A 16062-nucleotide genomic window follows, 5' to 3' on the forward strand; every position below is an offset into this window, starting at 1 on the left:
GTGACGATTTTTCCTGCCGGAAGCCTGGGTGGCAAGGGAGACGGTGAGCCTCCCTTGCCCGTTACGGGAATGAGGGGTTCAGAGAAACAATGAACATACGGTGAACGGAACCCTTTGCCATTGTTAAAAATTCTCTGTTACCACAGGTTCCTTTTCTTAATGACGATGCCCGTGACCGCCGCGCCCACGACCGCGATGGTCGTCACGGTCATTCCAGCCTTCTCGGTAGCCGCGTTCATAAGCTTTGCGTTTATCCCAGCCACGATGGTAGCCGTTGTCATGACGCCACCAGCGATTTTTGCGCCACTCATAGTTATGGTGCCAGTAATCACGGTCGCGCCAGCGGCCGCCATCCCAGTAGTTACCGTAATTATCGCGATCGCCAATTTGCAATTTTATTGATGGCAGCAGGGTGATTTCGCCAGCGTTCGCGGCCAGCGGTGTAAAAGCCATTAAGACTGCCGCCAGAATCAGTGACCTGAACATGTTTTCTCTCCTTCACGATCGAGCCGTAGCCGGCCTGTTAACGTAATATTACGGGGCAGTAAAGCCCCGTTTCATCGCCACAACTCTTAAATCGCAAGTGAGAGCACTTTTTGTTAATAAATGTGTCTTTATTTCAACCGACGCAGAATGGCATCAATCTCCGCGCACTCTTCAGGCGTAAAGTGACGGTTTGCCAGCATGCCGACGGCATCTTCAATTTGCGCCGGTTTACTGGTGCCAATCAGCACAGACGTAACTTTGTCTTCCCGAAGAACCCACGCGAGCGCCATTTGAGACAGCTTTTGTCCCCGTCGCTCTGCCAGTGCGTTCAGCGCTCGAACTTTTTCCAGTTTTTGTGGGGTGATCTGGTCCGGATTCAGAAAACGGCTGGTGCTTGCGGCGCGAGAATCCGCAGGAATACCGTTCAGATAGCGGTCGGTTAACTGCCCGCCAGCCAGCGGTGAGAAGGCGATACTACCGACGCCTTTTTCCTGTAAAAGCGACAGCAGGCTCTCTTCGACCCAACGCTCAAACATAGAATATTTGGGCTGATGAATAAGGCATGGCGTACCTAAATCGTCGAGTATTTCAATCGCTTGTCTGGCAAGTTCAGCCGGATAGTTAGAGAGGCCTACGTACAGCGCTTTGCCCTGACGGACGATATGATCCAGTGCACGCATGGTTTCTCTGAGCGGTGTTTCAGGGTCGGGGCGATGGTGGTAGAAGATATCGACATACTCCAGCCCCAGACGCTTCAGGCTTTGATCGAGGCTGGCAATCAGGTATTTGCGTGAACCCCAGTCCCCGTAAGGGCCTTCCCACATGGTGTAACCCGCTTTGGTGGAGATGATCAGCTCATCTCGCCACGGTAAAAAATCTTCCTGCAGGATGCGACCAAAATTTCGCTCCGCTGAACCCGGCGGTGGACCATAGTTATTCGCCAGATCAAAATGGGTGATCCCCAGATCGAATGCACGCTGTAACAGCGCCCGACTGTTCTCGACCTGCGTGGTATCACCAAAATTGTGCCACAACCCCAGTGATACAATCGGGAGCTTGAGGCCGCTCTGACCGCAGCGGCGGTACTCCATTGTCTGATAACGATTTTCAGCAGCCTGATAAGCCATATAGCCTCCTGTCAGATAAAGTGTGACTTTGAGTGTATACGTTTACACAAGGCCAGCTGCAATTAAATTTAGGGATGAAAACTGTACATCTTGCTTTCCACCCCCTTCACAGCGACTTTCCTGGACAGTCATCACAGTTCTTCGATACTCAACATGAGGTTACCGTCAGAAGGAAAGCTGTCATGCAAACCCCGTATTCCGTTGCTGATTATCTGCTGGACAGGCTGGCAGGCTGTGGTGTTGGCCATCTCTTTGGTGTGCCTGGCGATTATAATTTGCAGTTTCTTGACCACGTGATTGAACATCCCAGCGTACGTTGGGTCGGGTGTGCGAACGAGTTGAATGCGGCTTATGCTGCGGATGGCTATGCCCGGGTATCCGGGGTGGGGGCGCTGCTCACCACGTTTGGCGTGGGTGAGTTAAGCGCGATTAACGGTATCGCGGGAAGTTATGCGGAATATGTTCCTGTTTTGCATATTGTTGGCGCGCCCTGTCGCGGTGCTCAACGTCGCGGGGAGTTGATGCATCACACCCTTGGGGACGGTGATTTTCAGCATTTTTATCGTATGCAGCAGGCGGTGACAACGGCCAGCGCAGTGCTGGATGAACAAAACGCCTGTTATGAAATTGACCGCGTGCTGCGAACAATGCTCATCGAACGCAGGCCGGGCTATCTGATGTTACCTGCTGATGTGGCAAAACAGCGGACCACGCCGCCGAATGACATCCTGATTGTTCCTCTGAGCGAGCCAGAAAGCAGCGTGGCAGAAGCGTTTCGCTACCATGCCCGCGAGCGGTTACTGGACAGCCCGCGCGTAGCGCTTCTGGCAGACGTTCTCGCGCAACGCTTTGGCCTGCAGCCGGTATTGCAACGCTGGATGGCGGAAACGCCGATGGCCCACGCCACGTTGTTGATGGGCAAAGGGCTATTCGATGAGCGTCATCCGGCGTTTGTCGGCACCTACAGCGCTGGAGCCAGCAGCGACTATGTACGTCAGGCGATAGAAGATGCCGACACGATAGTGTGTGTTGGCACACAATTTGTTGACACTCTGACCGCCGGGTTTACGCAACAGCTACCACAGGAGTGCACGATTGAGGTGCAGCCACATGCCTCACGGATTGGAAACCGTTGGTTTAACGTCCCGATGGAGCAGGCGGTAACCACCTTGCGGGAGCTGTGTCTGGAGATGTCCTTTTCACTGCCGCCAGAACGCCCGCCAGTTAGACGTATTCAGGTTGAGAAGGGACCTCTGACGCAGGAAAATTTCTGGCATACGGTGCAGCAGTATCTGGCACCCAATGACATTATCCTCGTCGACCAGGGGACCGCTGCATTTGGTGCGGCTGCGCTCACGCTACCCGGTGGAGCGGAGGTGCTGGTTCAGCCGCTGTGGGGGTCTATCGGCTACGCGCTCCCGGCTGCATTTGGCGCGCAAACCGCCTGCCCGGACCGCCGGGTGATCCTGATTATTGGCGATGGTGCGGCGCAGCTCACCATTCAGGAACTGGGCTCTATGCTCAGAGACGAGCAATCTCCCGTTATTTTGCTGCTAAATAATGACGGCTATACCGTGGAGCGGGCTATACATGGGGCAAATCAGCGCTATAACGATATCGCCGCCTGGAACTGGACGCAGGTGCCGCAGGCGTTTCGTCGTGAATGTCAGGCGGAGTGCTGGCGTGTGGAGCAGGCGGTACAACTGGAAGAAGTGCTGGCCCGTTTGTCCCATCCGCAACGATTGTCGTTAATTGAGGTGGTACTACCGAAAGCCGATCTTCCTGAGCTATTGCGCACGGTGACCCGTGCGCTGGAAACGCGTAACGGAGGCTAACTACTTATCGGTACGCTCGGCGATCATCATCGGTTTGCCCGCCAGCAGCAGCCAGGCGGGCAGCATGACGATGCACAGCAGCGGCAGCAGGGTGGAATCTGGCACCACCACTGCTGCCATAAACAGGCTCAGCCAGGCGTCACGGGTGACGACCAGCACCAGTCCAAGAATCGCGCAGGAGACGGTAATGGCCGCTGGCACCGCTTCAACGTGGGCGTGCAGCATCAGGCCAAGCGCGACCCCAACGAATACTGCCGGGAAAATTCGCCCGCCGCGAAAACCACTCGCAGCTGCAACCACTAATGCCGCCAATTTGATCACGGCGAGCATGAAATAATCCGATGCTCCCAGCGTCTGGCTAAATGCCATTTGCTGCATTTCGTCCAGCCCTTTAAACAAGGTAAGCGGTCCGCCGATAACGCCTAAAATGCCGAGGATTAAGCCGCCAGCCCCAAGAATCAGGACCGGGTGTTTCAATCGATGCATTAAATGGTGTAAACGCGGCAGACACCAGACAGCCACCATCCCGGCGGCAATGGCGATGGCGGCAACGACCGCACCGCTGAGGATATCGATCACGTGCATCTGCGTGTAGTGCGCGATGGGCAGTGAAAAATGGGGGTGAAAAAACAGACTGGTGGTCAGCGAGCCCGCGGCGGCGGCCATTAACGGTGCAAACAGGCGATCCCATAAGGGAACATTGTCCGAGCTATTCAGCGTTTGTGAAAAGACCAGCGCGGCGGCAACGGGGGTGCCAAATAGCGCGCCGATGGTGCCGGCAGAGGCGAGGATGGTCCAGTCCAGCTTAGCAATGCGGGGAAACATACGGCTGCCGAGTGCCACAGCCAGTGCGATATTCACGGTCATGATCGGGTGTTCCGGACCCAAACTGACGCCACCCGCCAGGCCGAGGATGAGCGCTGCCAGCAAGCCCGGAATTGCTGAGGTGGGGACCGGCATTCCAATTAACGGCTCACAGGCAGGATCCGGTCCCGCGTGACCCTGGCTGTAGCGAATAACTAACCCGACCATGATCCCCGTGAGCGTCAGCATGCCGATAATCCACAGCGGAGAGTCCTGGGCAATACCAATGCTAACGGGCAGGCGTTCCCACAAAAATTGCTGTAAAACCGACGCCACTTTCATCACAACGATCAACACCAGGCTGGAGGCAATACCAATAATTAGCGCAGGAGTTGATAGCAAGAGCATCGTTCTGGCTCGTGGATGAAGCATATTCTATTCCTTAAAACAGAGTCATAGACATAGTTTGCACAGCCTGCGCAACCGCATCGCTGCAAATGGTGCTGAAACGATAAAGTAATTATGTGATCTGGATCGATTTTCCACGGGCATCAGCCTTCAGGGCGTTGTTGTTATGCCCCCATGAATTTACAGTGTGGCAAAGATTTATTCTGACTTTAGCGGAGCAGTGGAAGAATGACAAAATATGCTTTAGTAGGTGATGTTGGCGGCACCAACGCGCGTCTTGCTCTGTGCGACATTGCCAGCGGCGAGATTTCGCAGGCAAAAACCTATTCCGGGCTGGATTACCCAAGCCTCGAGGCGGTAGTACGCGTATACCTGGATGAGCATAGCGTCAGCGTTGAGGATGGTTGTATTGCCATTGCCTGTCCGATTACCGGTGACTGGGTGGCAATGACCAACCATACCTGGGCATTCTCTATTGCTGAGATGAAAAAAAATCTGGGCTTCAGTCATCTGGAAATCATCAATGATTTCACCGCCGTGTCGATGGCGATCCCGATGCTGAAGAAAGAGCATTTGATCCAGTTTGGCGGTGCGGAACCTGTTGAAGGCAAGCCGATTGCTGTCTATGGCGCAGGTACCGGACTCGGCGTGGCGCATTTGGTGCATGTAGATAAACGCTGGGTGAGCTTGCCTGGTGAAGGCGGTCACGTGGATTTTGCGCCTAACAGCGAAGAAGAAGGGATTATCCTTGAGGTCCTGCGTGCGGAAATTGGTCACGTTTCCGCAGAGCGCGTACTGTCAGGTCCGGGGCTGGTTAATCTGTATCGCGCCATCGTCAAATCAGACGGGCGCCTGCCGGAAAATCTGCAGCCGAAGGATATCACCGGGCGTGCGCTGGCTGATTCCTGTATCGACTGTCGTCGCGCGCTGTCGCTGTTCTGCGTCATCATGGGGCGTTTTGGCGGCGATCTGGCGTTAACGCTGGGCACGTTTGGCGGTGTGTACATCGCTGGCGGCATCGTACCGCGCTTCCTCGACTTCTTTAAAGCTTCGGGTTTCCGTGGTGGTTTTGAAGATAAGGGGCGTTTTAAAGCCTACGTACAGGATATTCCGGTATATCTGATCGTGCATGATAACCCGGGCCTGCTTGGTTCCGGTGCGCATCTGCGCCAGACGCTGGGCCATATTTTGTAAGACCAACGCCGGACGGTGCACAGCGCTTATCCGGCTTACATATATCCCGCAAAACCGCGTTTATTACGCGGTTTTTTTATGCCTGCCGCCCGCCTTTCCGACCTTCGTCACATTTCCGAATGACGGGATTATTTGTCCAGTAAAAGCATTATTTGTCTGATAACGGTCGTTACTTTCCCCGGACCATAATTTCACTCGTTAACTATTACGAGGAAATGATTATGAGCAAAAAACTGATTGCCGTTTGCGCGTGCCCAATGGGGCTGGCCCATACCTTTATGGCGGCTCAGGCGCTGGAAGAAGCCGCGGTTGAAGCGGGTTATGAAGTGAAAATTGAAACCCAGGGTGCGGACGGAATTCAAAATCGCCTGACGGCGCAGGATATCGCAGAGGCAACGTTGATCATCCATTCTGTTGCCGTTACTCCGGAAGATAACGAGCGTTTTGAGTCGCGTGACGTCTACGAAATTACGTTACAGGACGCGATAAAAAATGCAGCTGGCATCATCAAAGAGATCGAAGAGATGGTTGCCGCTGAACAACAATAATCATCGACAGGGAATTACGTATGGCCATTAAAAAACGCAGTGCAACCGTTGTGCCTGGCGCATCTGGTGCGGCAGCGGCAATAAAAAATCCACCGGCCTCCCACAATAGCTTCTGGGGCGAACTTCCGCAGCATGTGATGTCGGGTATTTCGCGCATGGTACCGACGTTAATTATGGGCGGGGTAATTCTCGCCTTCTCGCAACTGATCGCCTATAGCTGGCTCGATATACCTGCTGACACCGGCATCATGGATGCGCTGAACAGCGGAAAATTCAGCGGTTTTAATCTCTCATTACTGAAGTTTGCCTGGCTGTCGCAATCTTTTGGCGGCGTGCTGTTTGGTTTTGCTATTCCGATGTTTGCCGCGTTTGTCGCCAACTCTATCGGCGGTAAGCTTGCGTTTCCGGCGGGGTTCATTGGTGGACTGATGTCCACTCAGCCCACGCAGATACTGAATTTTGACCCAGCGACGCTGCAATGGGCAACCAGTGCTCCCGTCCCGTCAACCTTTATTGGCGCGCTGATTATCTCGATTGTCGCCGGGTATCTGGTGAAGTGGATGAACCAAAAAATCCAGTTGCCTGATTTCCTGCTGGCATTCAAAACCACCTTTTTACTGCCCATTCTTTCCGCGATCTTCGTCATGTTGGCGATGTATTACGTGATAACGCCGTTTGGCGGGTGGATCAACGGCGGAATTCGTTCTCTGCTGATGGCGGCTGGAGAGAAAGGCACGCTGATGTACGCGATGGGGATTTCTGCGGCAACGGCGATTGACCTCGGCGGTCCGATTAATAAAGCCGCAGGATTTGTCGCCTTCAGCTTTACTACCGATCACGTTCTGCCGGTAACCGCACGCTCTATTGCCATCGTGATTCCTCCAATTGGCCTCGGGTTGGCTACGCTTCTCGACCGGCGCTTAACTGGCAAACGCCTGTTCAACGCACAGCTCTACCCGCAAGGGAAAACGGCAATGTTCCTCGCGTTTATGGGCATCAGCGAAGGGGCGATCCCGTTTGCACTGGAAAGCCCCATCACGGCAATTCCATCCTATATGGTTGGCGCTATTGTCGGATCGACGGCTGCCGTCTGGCTGGGGGCGGTGCAGTGGTTCCCGGAATCGGCTATCTGGGCATGGCCGCTGGTCACTAACCTCGGCGTCTATATGGCGGGGATCCTGTTAGGTGCAGTGATTACGGCGCTGATGGTGGTGTTCCTGCGCAACATGATGTATCGCAAAGGCAAATTGCTGATTGAAAGCCTCTGATTAGAAGGATTGTGACCATGAGCTTACTTGCCTCGCTGCGTGACTGGCTAACGGCGCAACATCTCGATGCGATGCTGCTGTCATCGCGGCAGAATAAACAGCCGCATATGGGGATCTCCAGCGGTTCAGGGTTTGTGTTTATCAGCCATCAAAGCGCGCATATTCTGGTCGACGCCCGTTACTACACCGATGTTGCCACGCGTACTCAGGGCTATCAGATCCATCTACTTGATGGCGCGCAGACGCTGTATTCACGGGTGAATCACATTATTGCTGACGAAAAGCTGCAGACGGTGGGATTTGAAGGCGAGCAGGTAAGCTGGAATACGGTGAATGGATGGTCGGGCAAACTGCGTGCCCGACTAGTGAGTGCCGTGCCGGATGTGCTCCGGCAGGTAAAAACGGCGCAGGAGATAGCCTGCATTCGCAAAGCCTGTCGGATAGCTGACCTTAGTGCTGAACATATTCGCCGCTTTATTCAACCCGGCCTCAGTGAGCGCGAAATCGCCGCTGAACTGGAGTGGTACATGCGCACGCTCGGTGCAGACAAACCCTCTTTTGACACCATTGTCGCCAGCGGCTGGCGCGGCGCGCTGCCGCACGGTAAAGCCAGCGACAAGCGTGTCGAGGCGGGTGAGTTCATCACGCTGGATTTTGGCGCGCAGTATCAGGGCTATTGTTCGGATATGACGAGAACCTTTCGCATCCCAGACGCAAACCAGCCAGCGCAAGAAAGCCCGCTGTTTTCCGTGTATCAGATTGTCCTGGCGGCGCAGCGTGCGGCGGTGGCGGCAATTCGACCAGGTCGGCGTTGCCATGAGGTTGACGCCGCAGCCAGGCAGGTCATTACGCTGGCGGGTTATGGCGATGAGTTTGGTCACAATACCGGACACGCTATCGGCATTGAGGTGCATGAAAATCCCCGTTTTTCCCCCACCGACGCGACGCCTCTGGCGGCTGGCATGCTGCTCACCGTTGAGCCAGGTATTTATCTGCCGGGGCAGGGAGGCGTGCGTATTGAGGATGTGGTGCTGGTTACGCCAGACGGCGGCGAGGTGCTCTACACCATGGCGAAAACATTGTTACACACGGGAGAGGCGTAATGGACTTATCGCTACTGAAGGCGCTGAGCGAGGCGGACGCGATCGCCTCTTCAGAACAGGAAGTGCGGCAGATCCTGCTTGAAGAGGCGGATCGTCTGCATAAAGAGGTGCGCTTTGACGGTCTGGGATCGGTGCTGATCCGTCTGAATGAATCAACCGGTCCGAAGGTAATGATCTGCGCGCATATGGATGAAGTGGGATTTATTGTGCGCAGTATTTCCAGCGAAGGGGCGATCGATGTATTGCCGGTGGGAAATGTGCGTATGGCGGCCAGGCAATTGCAGCCGGTGCGGATCACCACCCGTGAAGAGAGCAAAATTCCCGGTCTGCTCGACGGAGTGCGCAGCGGTAATGACGTCAGTGCGCTGCAGGTGGACATTGGCGCGCGGTCTTATGACGAGGTACTTCAGGCCGGCGTACGCCCTGGCGATCGCGTCACCTTTGACACGACGTTTCAGGTTTTGCCGCACCAGCGAGTCATGGGCAAAGCCTTTGATGATCGACTTGGATGTTATTTGCTGGTGGCGCTGCTGCGCGAATGGCATAACGCCATTCTCCCATGCGAGGTCTGGCTGGTGGCCAGTTCCAGTGAAGAAGTGGGACTGCGCGGAGGACAAACGGCAGCACGTGCGGTCGCCCCGGATGTGGCGATCGTGCTGGATACCGCCTGCTGGGCCAAAAACTTTGATCATGGTGCGGCCAACCATCGGCAGATTGGTAATGGCCCGATGCTGGTGTTAAGCGATAAATCGCTGATTGCCTCGCCAAAGCTGACCGCGTGGGTTGAAAGCGTGGCCACCGATGCGGGCATTACCCTGCAGTTTGACATGTTCAGTAACGGCGGCACTGACGGCGGGGCGGTGCACGTAAGCGGTACGGGGATCCCCACGGTTGTCATGGGGCCAGCTACGCGGCATGGACACTGCGCGGCGTCGATTGCCGACTGCCGTGACATCATCCAGACGCAGCAGTTGTTGTCGGCTCTTCTTTCACATCTTACGTGCGAAACCGTGGTTCATCTGACGGATTTCAGGTGCTGATTTCGCGCTAATCAGGAGTTGTTATGCTAACGATTCAATTTCTTTGCCCGCTACCCAATGGCCTGCATGCGCGTCCGGCGTGGGAGCTGAAAGAGCAGTGCAGCCAGTGGCAAAGTGAGGTGATATTTCTTAACCATCGCCAGAATGCCAGAGCAGATGCGAAAAGCTCGCTGGCGCTGATTGGCACCGGGACGCTGTTTAATGACAGTTGTAGCTTAACCATCACCGGTCGCGATGAAGAACAGGCCCGGCGAGCGCTAGAGGAGTACCTCCTGCACCGGTTTATTGACAGCGACAGCGTTCAGCCGACGCCGGCGGAACTGGCGGCGCATCCGTTGCCGCGTTCGCTGATTCGCCTCAACCCAGACCTTCTTTATGGCACCGTGCTGGCAGGAGGCGTGGGGGCAGGTTCGCTCACGCTTTGGCAGAGCGATAATCTGGAAAGCTATCGCGCGATTGCGCCGAGTGCGGAAGACAATACCCGGCTGGAGCATAGTCTGGCGACGCTTGCCGAACAGCTCAATCAGCAACTGCGCGAGCGTGAGGGTGAGAGTAAAACCATCCTCAGCGCCCATCTGTCTCTGATTCAGGACGACGAGTTTGCCGGGAATATTCGTCGCTTAATGCTGGAGCAGCATCTGGGGTTAGGGGCGGCGATTATCGCCAATATGGAGCAGGTGTGCGACAAGCTGTCGGCCTCCGGTAGCGATTACCTGCGCGAGCGCGTTAGCGATATCCGTGATATCAGCGAACAACTGCTGCACATCACCTGGCCTGAAAGACGTCCGCGCAATGCGCTGGTGCTGAATAAGCCGACGATTCTGGTCGCTGAGGATTTGACGCCCAGCCAGTTTTTAAGCCTCAATTTGCAGCATCTGTCAGGCATGATCCTGGAGAAAACAGGGCGCACATCGCACACCCTAATCCTTGCTCGCGCGTCGGCTATTCCGGTGCTTAGCGGCTTGCCGCTGGAGGCCATTAGCCGCTATGCAGGCCAGCATGCGGTACTGGATGCCCGCTGTGGGGTACTGGCCATCAATCCAGACGATGCGGTTCGCGGTTATTACGCGATTGCGCAGAAGCTGGCCGATGAATGCCAGCGGCGGCAGGCGCTGGATGCCGCCCAGCCCGCGCTGACCAAAGATAATCAGCGTATTGACGTTGCAGCGAATATCGGTACCGCGCTGGAAGCGCCGGGGGCGTTTGCCAATGGCGCGGAAGGGATTGGGCTGTTTCGTACTGAAATGCTGTTTATGGACCGCGACAGCGCTCCCGACGAGCAGGAACAGTTTGAAGCCTACCAGCAGGTCTTATTGGCCGCGGGCGACAAGCCGGTTATCTTTCGCACCATGGATATTGGGGGGGATAAAAATATCCGTTACCTCAATATTCCGCAGGAAGATAATCCGTTCCTGGGCTACCGCGCGGTGCGAATTTATCCAGAGTTTGCCGGACTGTTTCGCACGCAGCTGCGCGCCATCTTACGTGCGGCAACCTTCGGCAATGCGCAACTGATGATCCCAATGGTGCACAGCCTTGACCAGATTTTGTGGGTAAAAAGCGAACTGCAAAAAGCGCTGGTGGCACTGAAAGCCGTCGGTTTACGCCATGCTCCGACAATTTCATTGGGGATTATGGTTGAAGTGCCGTCGGTGTGTTACATCATCGACCATTTCTGCGATGAGGTGGATTTCTTCAGTATTGGTTCAAACGACATGACCCAGTACCTGTACGCCGTCGATCGTAATAACCCGCGCGTTTCGCCGTTGTACAACCCGATTACGCCGTCGTTCCTGCGAATGTTGCAGCAGATTGTCCGCGTGGCGCACGAACGCGGTAAATGGGTGGGCATTTGCGGCGAACTGGGGGGCGAAGGACGCTATTTACCGCTGCTACTGGGCTTAGGACTCGACGAGCTGAGCATGAGCAGTCCACGTATTCCGGCGGTGAAAAGTCAGCTTCGTCAACTGGAGGGCCAGGCATGCCGTGAACTCGCCATACGGGCCTGTGAGTGCCGTAGCGCTCAAGAGATAGAAGATCTGCTCAACCAGTTTGCACCGCAGAAAGACGTGCGTCCGCTGCTGGCGCGGGAGAACATCTTTGTTGGTGAATCTCTGAGTAACAAAGAGCAGGTGATTCAGTTCCTGTGCGGCAATCTGGGTGTTAATGGGCGAACTGAACATCCGTTTGAGCTGGAGGAAGATATCTGGCAGCGCGAAGAGATAGTCACCACTGCTGTCGGTTTTGGTGTGGCTATTCCGCACACTAAGTCCCAGTGGATCCGCCATTCCAGCATCAGTATTGCCCGGCTTGCTCATCCCGTTGACTGGCAGTCAGAGATGGGCGAAGTGGAACTGGTTATCATGCTGACGCTGGGGGCTGATGAAGGCATTAACCACGTGAAGGTCTTCTCGCAGCTGGCGCGTAAGCTGGTGAACAAGCCGTTCCGCCAGTCGTTGTTTGCCGCTGAAAATGCCGACAGTATTCTCGCGTTGCTGGAGGCGGAACTGACGTTTTAAGCTTCATTGAAAGAGCGCTCTCCAGCCTGCGACGATCTGGTTGCAGGCTGGAGAGCGCGACCGGAAAGCGACATCATCAATGTGGCGCGTTTGGCACCGGCAGTTTCCCGGCTCTTAAGAGCGTCATTTCTTGCTTACAGAGCAGAACCACCGCCTGGCGAGCTTTAACACGGCGGGAGGTAAGGGCTCTTTTCACGGTCTGACGATCCGCACCTGATTCCAGCATCTGAAAACACATCAGGGAGAGTGCACGTCTGTTTTTCATCGCATATTCACTTTATTGAGTAAGCCTGCAGGGGGAGCTACATGCCGTTATTTTACAACGATGCAAACGGATATTACTAACCTGTTGGTGTTGTCTCACTTAACGTGCTGACTGAAAACGTACGCTGTACTCTCCCGGCGTCAGGCCAAACTGACGCCGGAACAGGCGGCAGAAATAATTACTGTCCTGATACCCGCACCGCTGTGCGACTTCGCTAATCGACAGATGGTATTTCTGTAAGATGATGCGCGCCTTCGCCATTCTGACCCACCGCAGGTACTCGACGAACCCCATGGTGCCGTGCTGGGCAAACACTTTTGACAGGTGGTTGGGCGTGATATTAAAAAACTGCGCTACGCTTTCCCGGGTCAGCGGTTGGGCATAGTTATCCTGCACCCAGTTACACATACTGTGATAGAGAAATTCAGCGCGCGGACGCTCTGTGTCAGGGCGGGTATTCACCACGCTACGACACAGATGCAGCAGGCTAAGCACCAGCGGCTGAATAATATCCTGGGCCTGAGGAGAGCGGCTTAAATGGGTTAATGCGGTGAGCATCGCCTCGCCTTCGCCGCGCTGCGGATGTGGTAACTCAATACGGCGGATCGGACGTAACAGCGATGCCGTTCGATTATCGTAAAAAGAGAGCCCCAGCCAGGCCGGAGAAAACACCAGACTCAGTAGCATCACGGGTTTATCGCTGCCGGGCAAATTCGCTGCTTTCGCCGGGATAAACAGCATGTTGCCTTCAGGCAGGCTATGCTGCTGTTTTTCCAGTTGATTACTGTATTCGCCACGCAGCACGATATCGAGGCGCGGAAGGTCAATACACAAACTGCCGGACGGTAACGTGGTGGGCTGGGACGCGAACCACACGCGGCCAAGACGCTGCGGGTTCAATACCAGGCCGCTGAACAGATCGGCGAAAAACTGTTGGTCTGCGGGGAGGCCTGGCTCTTTCATCGCTCTTTCTCTGCGCTATAAGTGCATTAACTGCCTGAACTCTTTCACTTTACTCCGACTCACCGGGATTTCAAATTCCAGATCTTTTAAGCGCAAAATGTAGGTGTTGTTAAACCAGGGTTCGATCTCGCGGATTTTATTCAGATTCACACAGAACGAGCGGTGGCAGCGGAAGAAATGCGAAGCAGGCAATTTGCTGCAAAATTCAGTGATGTTCATCGGCATCACGTACGATTCGCGCCGGGTGTAGACAAACGTCATCTTTTCATGGGCTTCTGCGTAGTAGATGTCGTTGATCGGGGTCACGATGATCCGCTCATCTTTGATCAGATTGATTGTATCGTTTTCGCGGGTCACCGGACTGGCAGGCGAAATTCCCGTTTGCTGTTGCTGCCAGGCGGCTTCCAGCTTTTGCAGCATGCCGACGATGCGTGATTCCTGATACGGCTTCAGGATGTAGTCAAAGGCCTCCAGTTCAAAGGCTTCAACAGCGTGCTCTTTCCACGCGGTAATAAAGACAATAAAGGGCTTGTGCGCGAACTGGCTGATGTTTTGCGCCAACAGGACGCCATCCAGCGAGGGAATATTGATATCCAGAAAAATGGCGTCAACGCGGTTGTGCTGGAGATATTTCAGCACGTCCAGACCGTCGTCAAATGTGCCGACAATCTCCATCTGGCTGTGCTCTTTTATCAGCCAGCTAAGTTCCTGTTGGGCCAGGAATTCATCTTCAACAATGATGACTTTCACGACTTCACTCCTGGTTAAAGCAACAATGTGGCCGGTGCGGCTGCGGGCGAGTGCTGATTAGGCACATAAAAGGCAATCTCAGTGCCTGGCTCCAGACGGCGGATATGGAGGCCCTCGCCGTAGAGCAGCTTAACGCGATGATGCACATTCAACAGACCAATTTTATTGCCCGGCATTTCATTGGATTCGACCCGTTCAATCACTTTTGGATCGATACCGTGGCCCGTATCCCGCACGGCAATCCGTACCCGATTACCGCACTCCGCAACGCTGATGGTGACCACCCCTTTTCCTTTGCAGGGCTGAATCCCATGGACGATAGCGTTCTCTACCAGCGGCTGAATCAGCAGGCTGGGAATATAACAGCTTACCTCTTCATCGATATCATAAATAACCGTCAGCTTGTCGCCAAAACGGGCCTGTTCGATGGCGATGTAATCCTTGATTTGATACAGCTCTTTTTTGATGTCGATCTGCTCATCGTCTTTTAATTCAATATTATAGCGAAGATAGCGCGATAAATTAAAAATCAGCTGGCGCGCTGTGTCTGGATTCAGTCGCACCGACGATGAAATTGCGTTCAGGGCGTTAAACAGGAAATGGGGATTTATTTTACTTTGTAGCGCACGCAGCTCTGCCTTATTTGCCATTTCGCGTAGCTGCTCCGCCCGGGAGACTTCCAACTGAGTCGAGATAATTTGCGACAGGCCGATGGCCATTTCTTGTAGCGAGGAGGTTATCTGGTGGGCGTGACAGTAGTAGATTTTTAGCGTACCGGTGACAACACCTTTCTCCCAAAGCGGAATCACCAGCATGGAGTGTATTTCCGGCGTACGGTGCGCTTCATCATTGTTTTTAATGATGATTTTTCCGTAATTGATCGCCTGTTGCGTAGTCGGACTGACGAAATCATCGTTATCGCGGTAGTTAAGTTCACCCACGCCAACGTAGGCCAGCACGTGCTGGGTGTTGGTAATAGCGACGGCATCAGCATGGATATCATGGCGAATAATTTCGCACACCTGGCGAAGCGATTCGCTATTGACCTGGCGAAAAAGCGGCAGAGTTTTGTTGGCGATATCCAGAGCCAGCTTAGCCTGCTTCGCGGCGCTGGCTTCTTTCTCGCCTTCCACGCTTTGCACCAGCATGACGATAAAACCAATGCAGACACTACCAAGAATCATTGGGATGCCGATCTTCGAGACGATATCCAGCCCCAGTTCGGTGGTGGGCGCCCAGGCGACGACGAGGATCATGGTCAGAGATTCGCACAGCATTCCGCCTAAAATACCCGCACGCCAGTGCTGCGCTTTGGGGATCCTACGGTTGATCCAGCCGGCAATGCAGCCTGCCAGAATGCTGGTGATAAAGCAGGGCAGGGCGGTTACGCCGCCGATGTCGATCAGGTAGCGGTGGGTGCCCGCGATCAGGCCTGTAATGATACCGACCCAGGGACCGAACAGAATTCCCCCTGACATGACGGCGATAATACGTACGTTAACCAGTGAGCCTTCAACCGGTACGCCGGACCAGGTACTGAACAGGGCAAACATTGAGAAAATCGCGGTAACGGCGAGCAGCTCTTTCGGGGAGTGGGCTGACTTGTGCAACAGTTCGCGAAACAGGCGGATACGAATCAGGAAAAACAGACAGAACAGCATCAGCGCTGCCCGGTCGAATACCGCCAGCAGCATATTGAATATTTCGTGCACGGGTGACTCTTGCGCAAGGGTTAAACCTCTATGATAGGTA

Annotated in this window: 14 protein-coding genes; 7 read left to right on the forward strand and 7 right to left on the reverse strand. The window is 54.5% G+C overall.

Translation table 11 applies throughout. The features are described from left to right. Positions 1–156 precede the first annotated feature (156 nt). Positions 157–486 (reverse strand): DUF2502 domain-containing protein YpeC, encoded by a 330-nt coding sequence (gene ypeC / locus HVZ52_RS06615; protein WP_016153906.1) that lies wholly within the window; start codon positions 484–486, stop codon positions 157–159. A 128-nt stretch (positions 487–614) separates the two neighbouring features. Beyond that, positions 615–1613, reverse strand: coding sequence for an L-glyceraldehyde 3-phosphate reductase (gene mgrA, locus HVZ52_RS06620; protein ID WP_181599020.1), 999 nt, complete (start codon positions 1611–1613; stop codon positions 615–617). Between the two features lie 182 nt (positions 1614–1795). On the opposite strand from mgrA, the gene HVZ52_RS06625 reads away from it, so the two are divergent. Then, on the forward strand, positions 1796–3448 hold the full coding sequence (locus tag HVZ52_RS06625; protein ID WP_181599021.1) for a thiamine pyrophosphate-binding protein: 1653 nt from the start codon (positions 1796–1798) through the stop codon (positions 3446–3448). Here HVZ52_RS06625 and HVZ52_RS06630 read toward each other — a convergent pair whose 3' ends face one another. Next, complete coding sequence (locus HVZ52_RS06630) at positions 3449–4684, reverse strand: ion channel protein (RefSeq protein ID WP_053389666.1); 1236 nt, start codon at positions 4682–4684, stop codon at positions 3449–3451. A gap of 204 nt (positions 4685–4888) precedes the next feature. Here HVZ52_RS06630 and glk point away from each other — a divergent pair, with 204 nt between their 5' ends. The 6 genes from glk (at position 4889) to ptsP (ending at position 12332) form a co-directional block, all read left to right on the forward strand. After that, positions 4889–5854, forward strand: coding sequence for a glucokinase (gene glk, locus HVZ52_RS06635; RefSeq protein ID WP_016153902.1), 966 nt, complete (start codon positions 4889–4891; stop codon positions 5852–5854). 221 nt (positions 5855–6075) lie between these two features. Then, positions 6076–6402: a fructose PTS transporter subunit IIB gene (locus tag HVZ52_RS06640; RefSeq protein ID WP_003028254.1), complete on the forward strand. Its 327-nt coding sequence runs from the start codon at positions 6076–6078 to the stop codon at positions 6400–6402. Positions 6403–6422: 20 nt separating this feature from the next. Next, positions 6423–7670, forward strand: a complete 1248-nt coding sequence (locus HVZ52_RS06645; protein WP_137380934.1) for a PTS fructose transporter subunit IIC — start codon at positions 6423–6425, stop codon at positions 7668–7670. Between the two features lie 17 nt (positions 7671–7687). After that, entirely contained in the window at positions 7688–8773 is a 1086-nt protein-coding gene (ypdF, locus tag HVZ52_RS06650) for an aminopeptidase (protein WP_181599022.1), read from the forward strand. After that, positions 8773–9813: an aminopeptidase gene (ypdE, locus tag HVZ52_RS06655; protein WP_181599023.1), complete on the forward strand. Its 1041-nt coding sequence runs from the start codon at positions 8773–8775 to the stop codon at positions 9811–9813. Before ypdF ends, ypdE begins: the two co-directional genes overlap by 1 nt. 23 nt (positions 9814–9836) lie before the next feature. Next, on the forward strand, positions 9837–12332 hold the full coding sequence (ptsP, locus tag HVZ52_RS06660; protein ID WP_181599024.1) for a phosphoenolpyruvate--protein phosphotransferase: 2496 nt from the start codon (positions 9837–9839) through the stop codon (positions 12330–12332). A gap of 76 nt (positions 12333–12408) precedes the next feature. Here the strand turns inward: ptsP and HVZ52_RS06665 are convergent, their stop codons facing one another. The 4 genes from HVZ52_RS06665 to HVZ52_RS06680 form a co-directional block, all read right to left on the reverse strand. Then, complete coding sequence (locus HVZ52_RS06665) at positions 12409–12597, reverse strand: hypothetical protein (RefSeq protein ID WP_032931709.1); 189 nt, start codon at positions 12595–12597, stop codon at positions 12409–12411. A gap of 99 nt (positions 12598–12696) precedes the next feature. Continuing rightward, complete coding sequence (locus HVZ52_RS06670) at positions 12697–13560, reverse strand: AraC family transcriptional regulator (protein WP_181599025.1); 864 nt, start codon at positions 13558–13560, stop codon at positions 12697–12699. Between the two features lie 15 nt (positions 13561–13575). Continuing rightward, a complete protein-coding gene (gene ypdB, locus HVZ52_RS06675; protein ID WP_019077329.1) occupies positions 13576–14310 on the reverse strand; it encodes a two-component system response regulator YpdB in 735 nt (244 codons plus the stop codon). Positions 14311–14324: 14 nt separating this feature from the next. Continuing rightward, complete coding sequence (locus HVZ52_RS06680; protein ID WP_029139619.1) at positions 14325–16022, reverse strand: sensor histidine kinase; 1698 nt, start codon at positions 16020–16022, stop codon at positions 14325–14327. Positions 16023–16062 lie beyond the last annotated feature (40 nt).

Source organism: Citrobacter sp. RHB36-C18, from assembly GCF_013814485.1.
Classification (GTDB): domain Bacteria; phylum Pseudomonadota; class Gammaproteobacteria; order Enterobacterales; family Enterobacteriaceae; genus Citrobacter; species Citrobacter braakii.

Excerpts from the sequence above, each read along its gene's own strand:
- ypeC (WP_016153906.1), bottom strand. The coding sequence starts at position 486 with ATGTTCAGGTCACTGATTCTGGCGGCAGTCTTAATGGCTTTTACACCG.
- ypdF (WP_181599022.1), top strand. The coding sequence starts at position 7,688 with ATGAGCTTACTTGCCTCGCTGCGTGACTGGCTAACGGCGCAACATCTC.
- HVZ52_RS06665 (WP_032931709.1), bottom strand. The coding sequence starts at position 12,597 with ATGAAAAACAGACGTGCACTCTCCCTGATGTGTTTTCAGATGCTGGAA.
- ptsP (WP_181599024.1), top strand. The coding sequence starts at position 9,837 with ATGCTAACGATTCAATTTCTTTGCCCGCTACCCAATGGCCTGCATGCG.
- HVZ52_RS06670 (WP_181599025.1), bottom strand. The coding sequence starts at position 13,560 with ATGAAAGAGCCAGGCCTCCCCGCAGACCAACAGTTTTTCGCCGATCTG.
- HVZ52_RS06625 (WP_181599021.1), top strand. The coding sequence starts at position 1,796 with ATGCAAACCCCGTATTCCGTTGCTGATTATCTGCTGGACAGGCTGGCA.
- HVZ52_RS06645 (WP_137380934.1), top strand. The coding sequence starts at position 6,423 with ATGGCCATTAAAAAACGCAGTGCAACCGTTGTGCCTGGCGCATCTGGT.
- mgrA (WP_181599020.1), bottom strand. The coding sequence starts at position 1,613 with ATGGCTTATCAGGCTGCTGAAAATCGTTATCAGACAATGGAGTACCGC.
- HVZ52_RS06630 (WP_053389666.1), bottom strand. The coding sequence starts at position 4,684 with ATGCTTCATCCACGAGCCAGAACGATGCTCTTGCTATCAACTCCTGCG.
- HVZ52_RS06640 (WP_003028254.1), top strand. The coding sequence starts at position 6,076 with ATGAGCAAAAAACTGATTGCCGTTTGCGCGTGCCCAATGGGGCTGGCC.
- glk (WP_016153902.1), top strand. The coding sequence starts at position 4,889 with ATGACAAAATATGCTTTAGTAGGTGATGTTGGCGGCACCAACGCGCGT.
- ypdE (WP_181599023.1), top strand. The coding sequence starts at position 8,773 with ATGGACTTATCGCTACTGAAGGCGCTGAGCGAGGCGGACGCGATCGCC.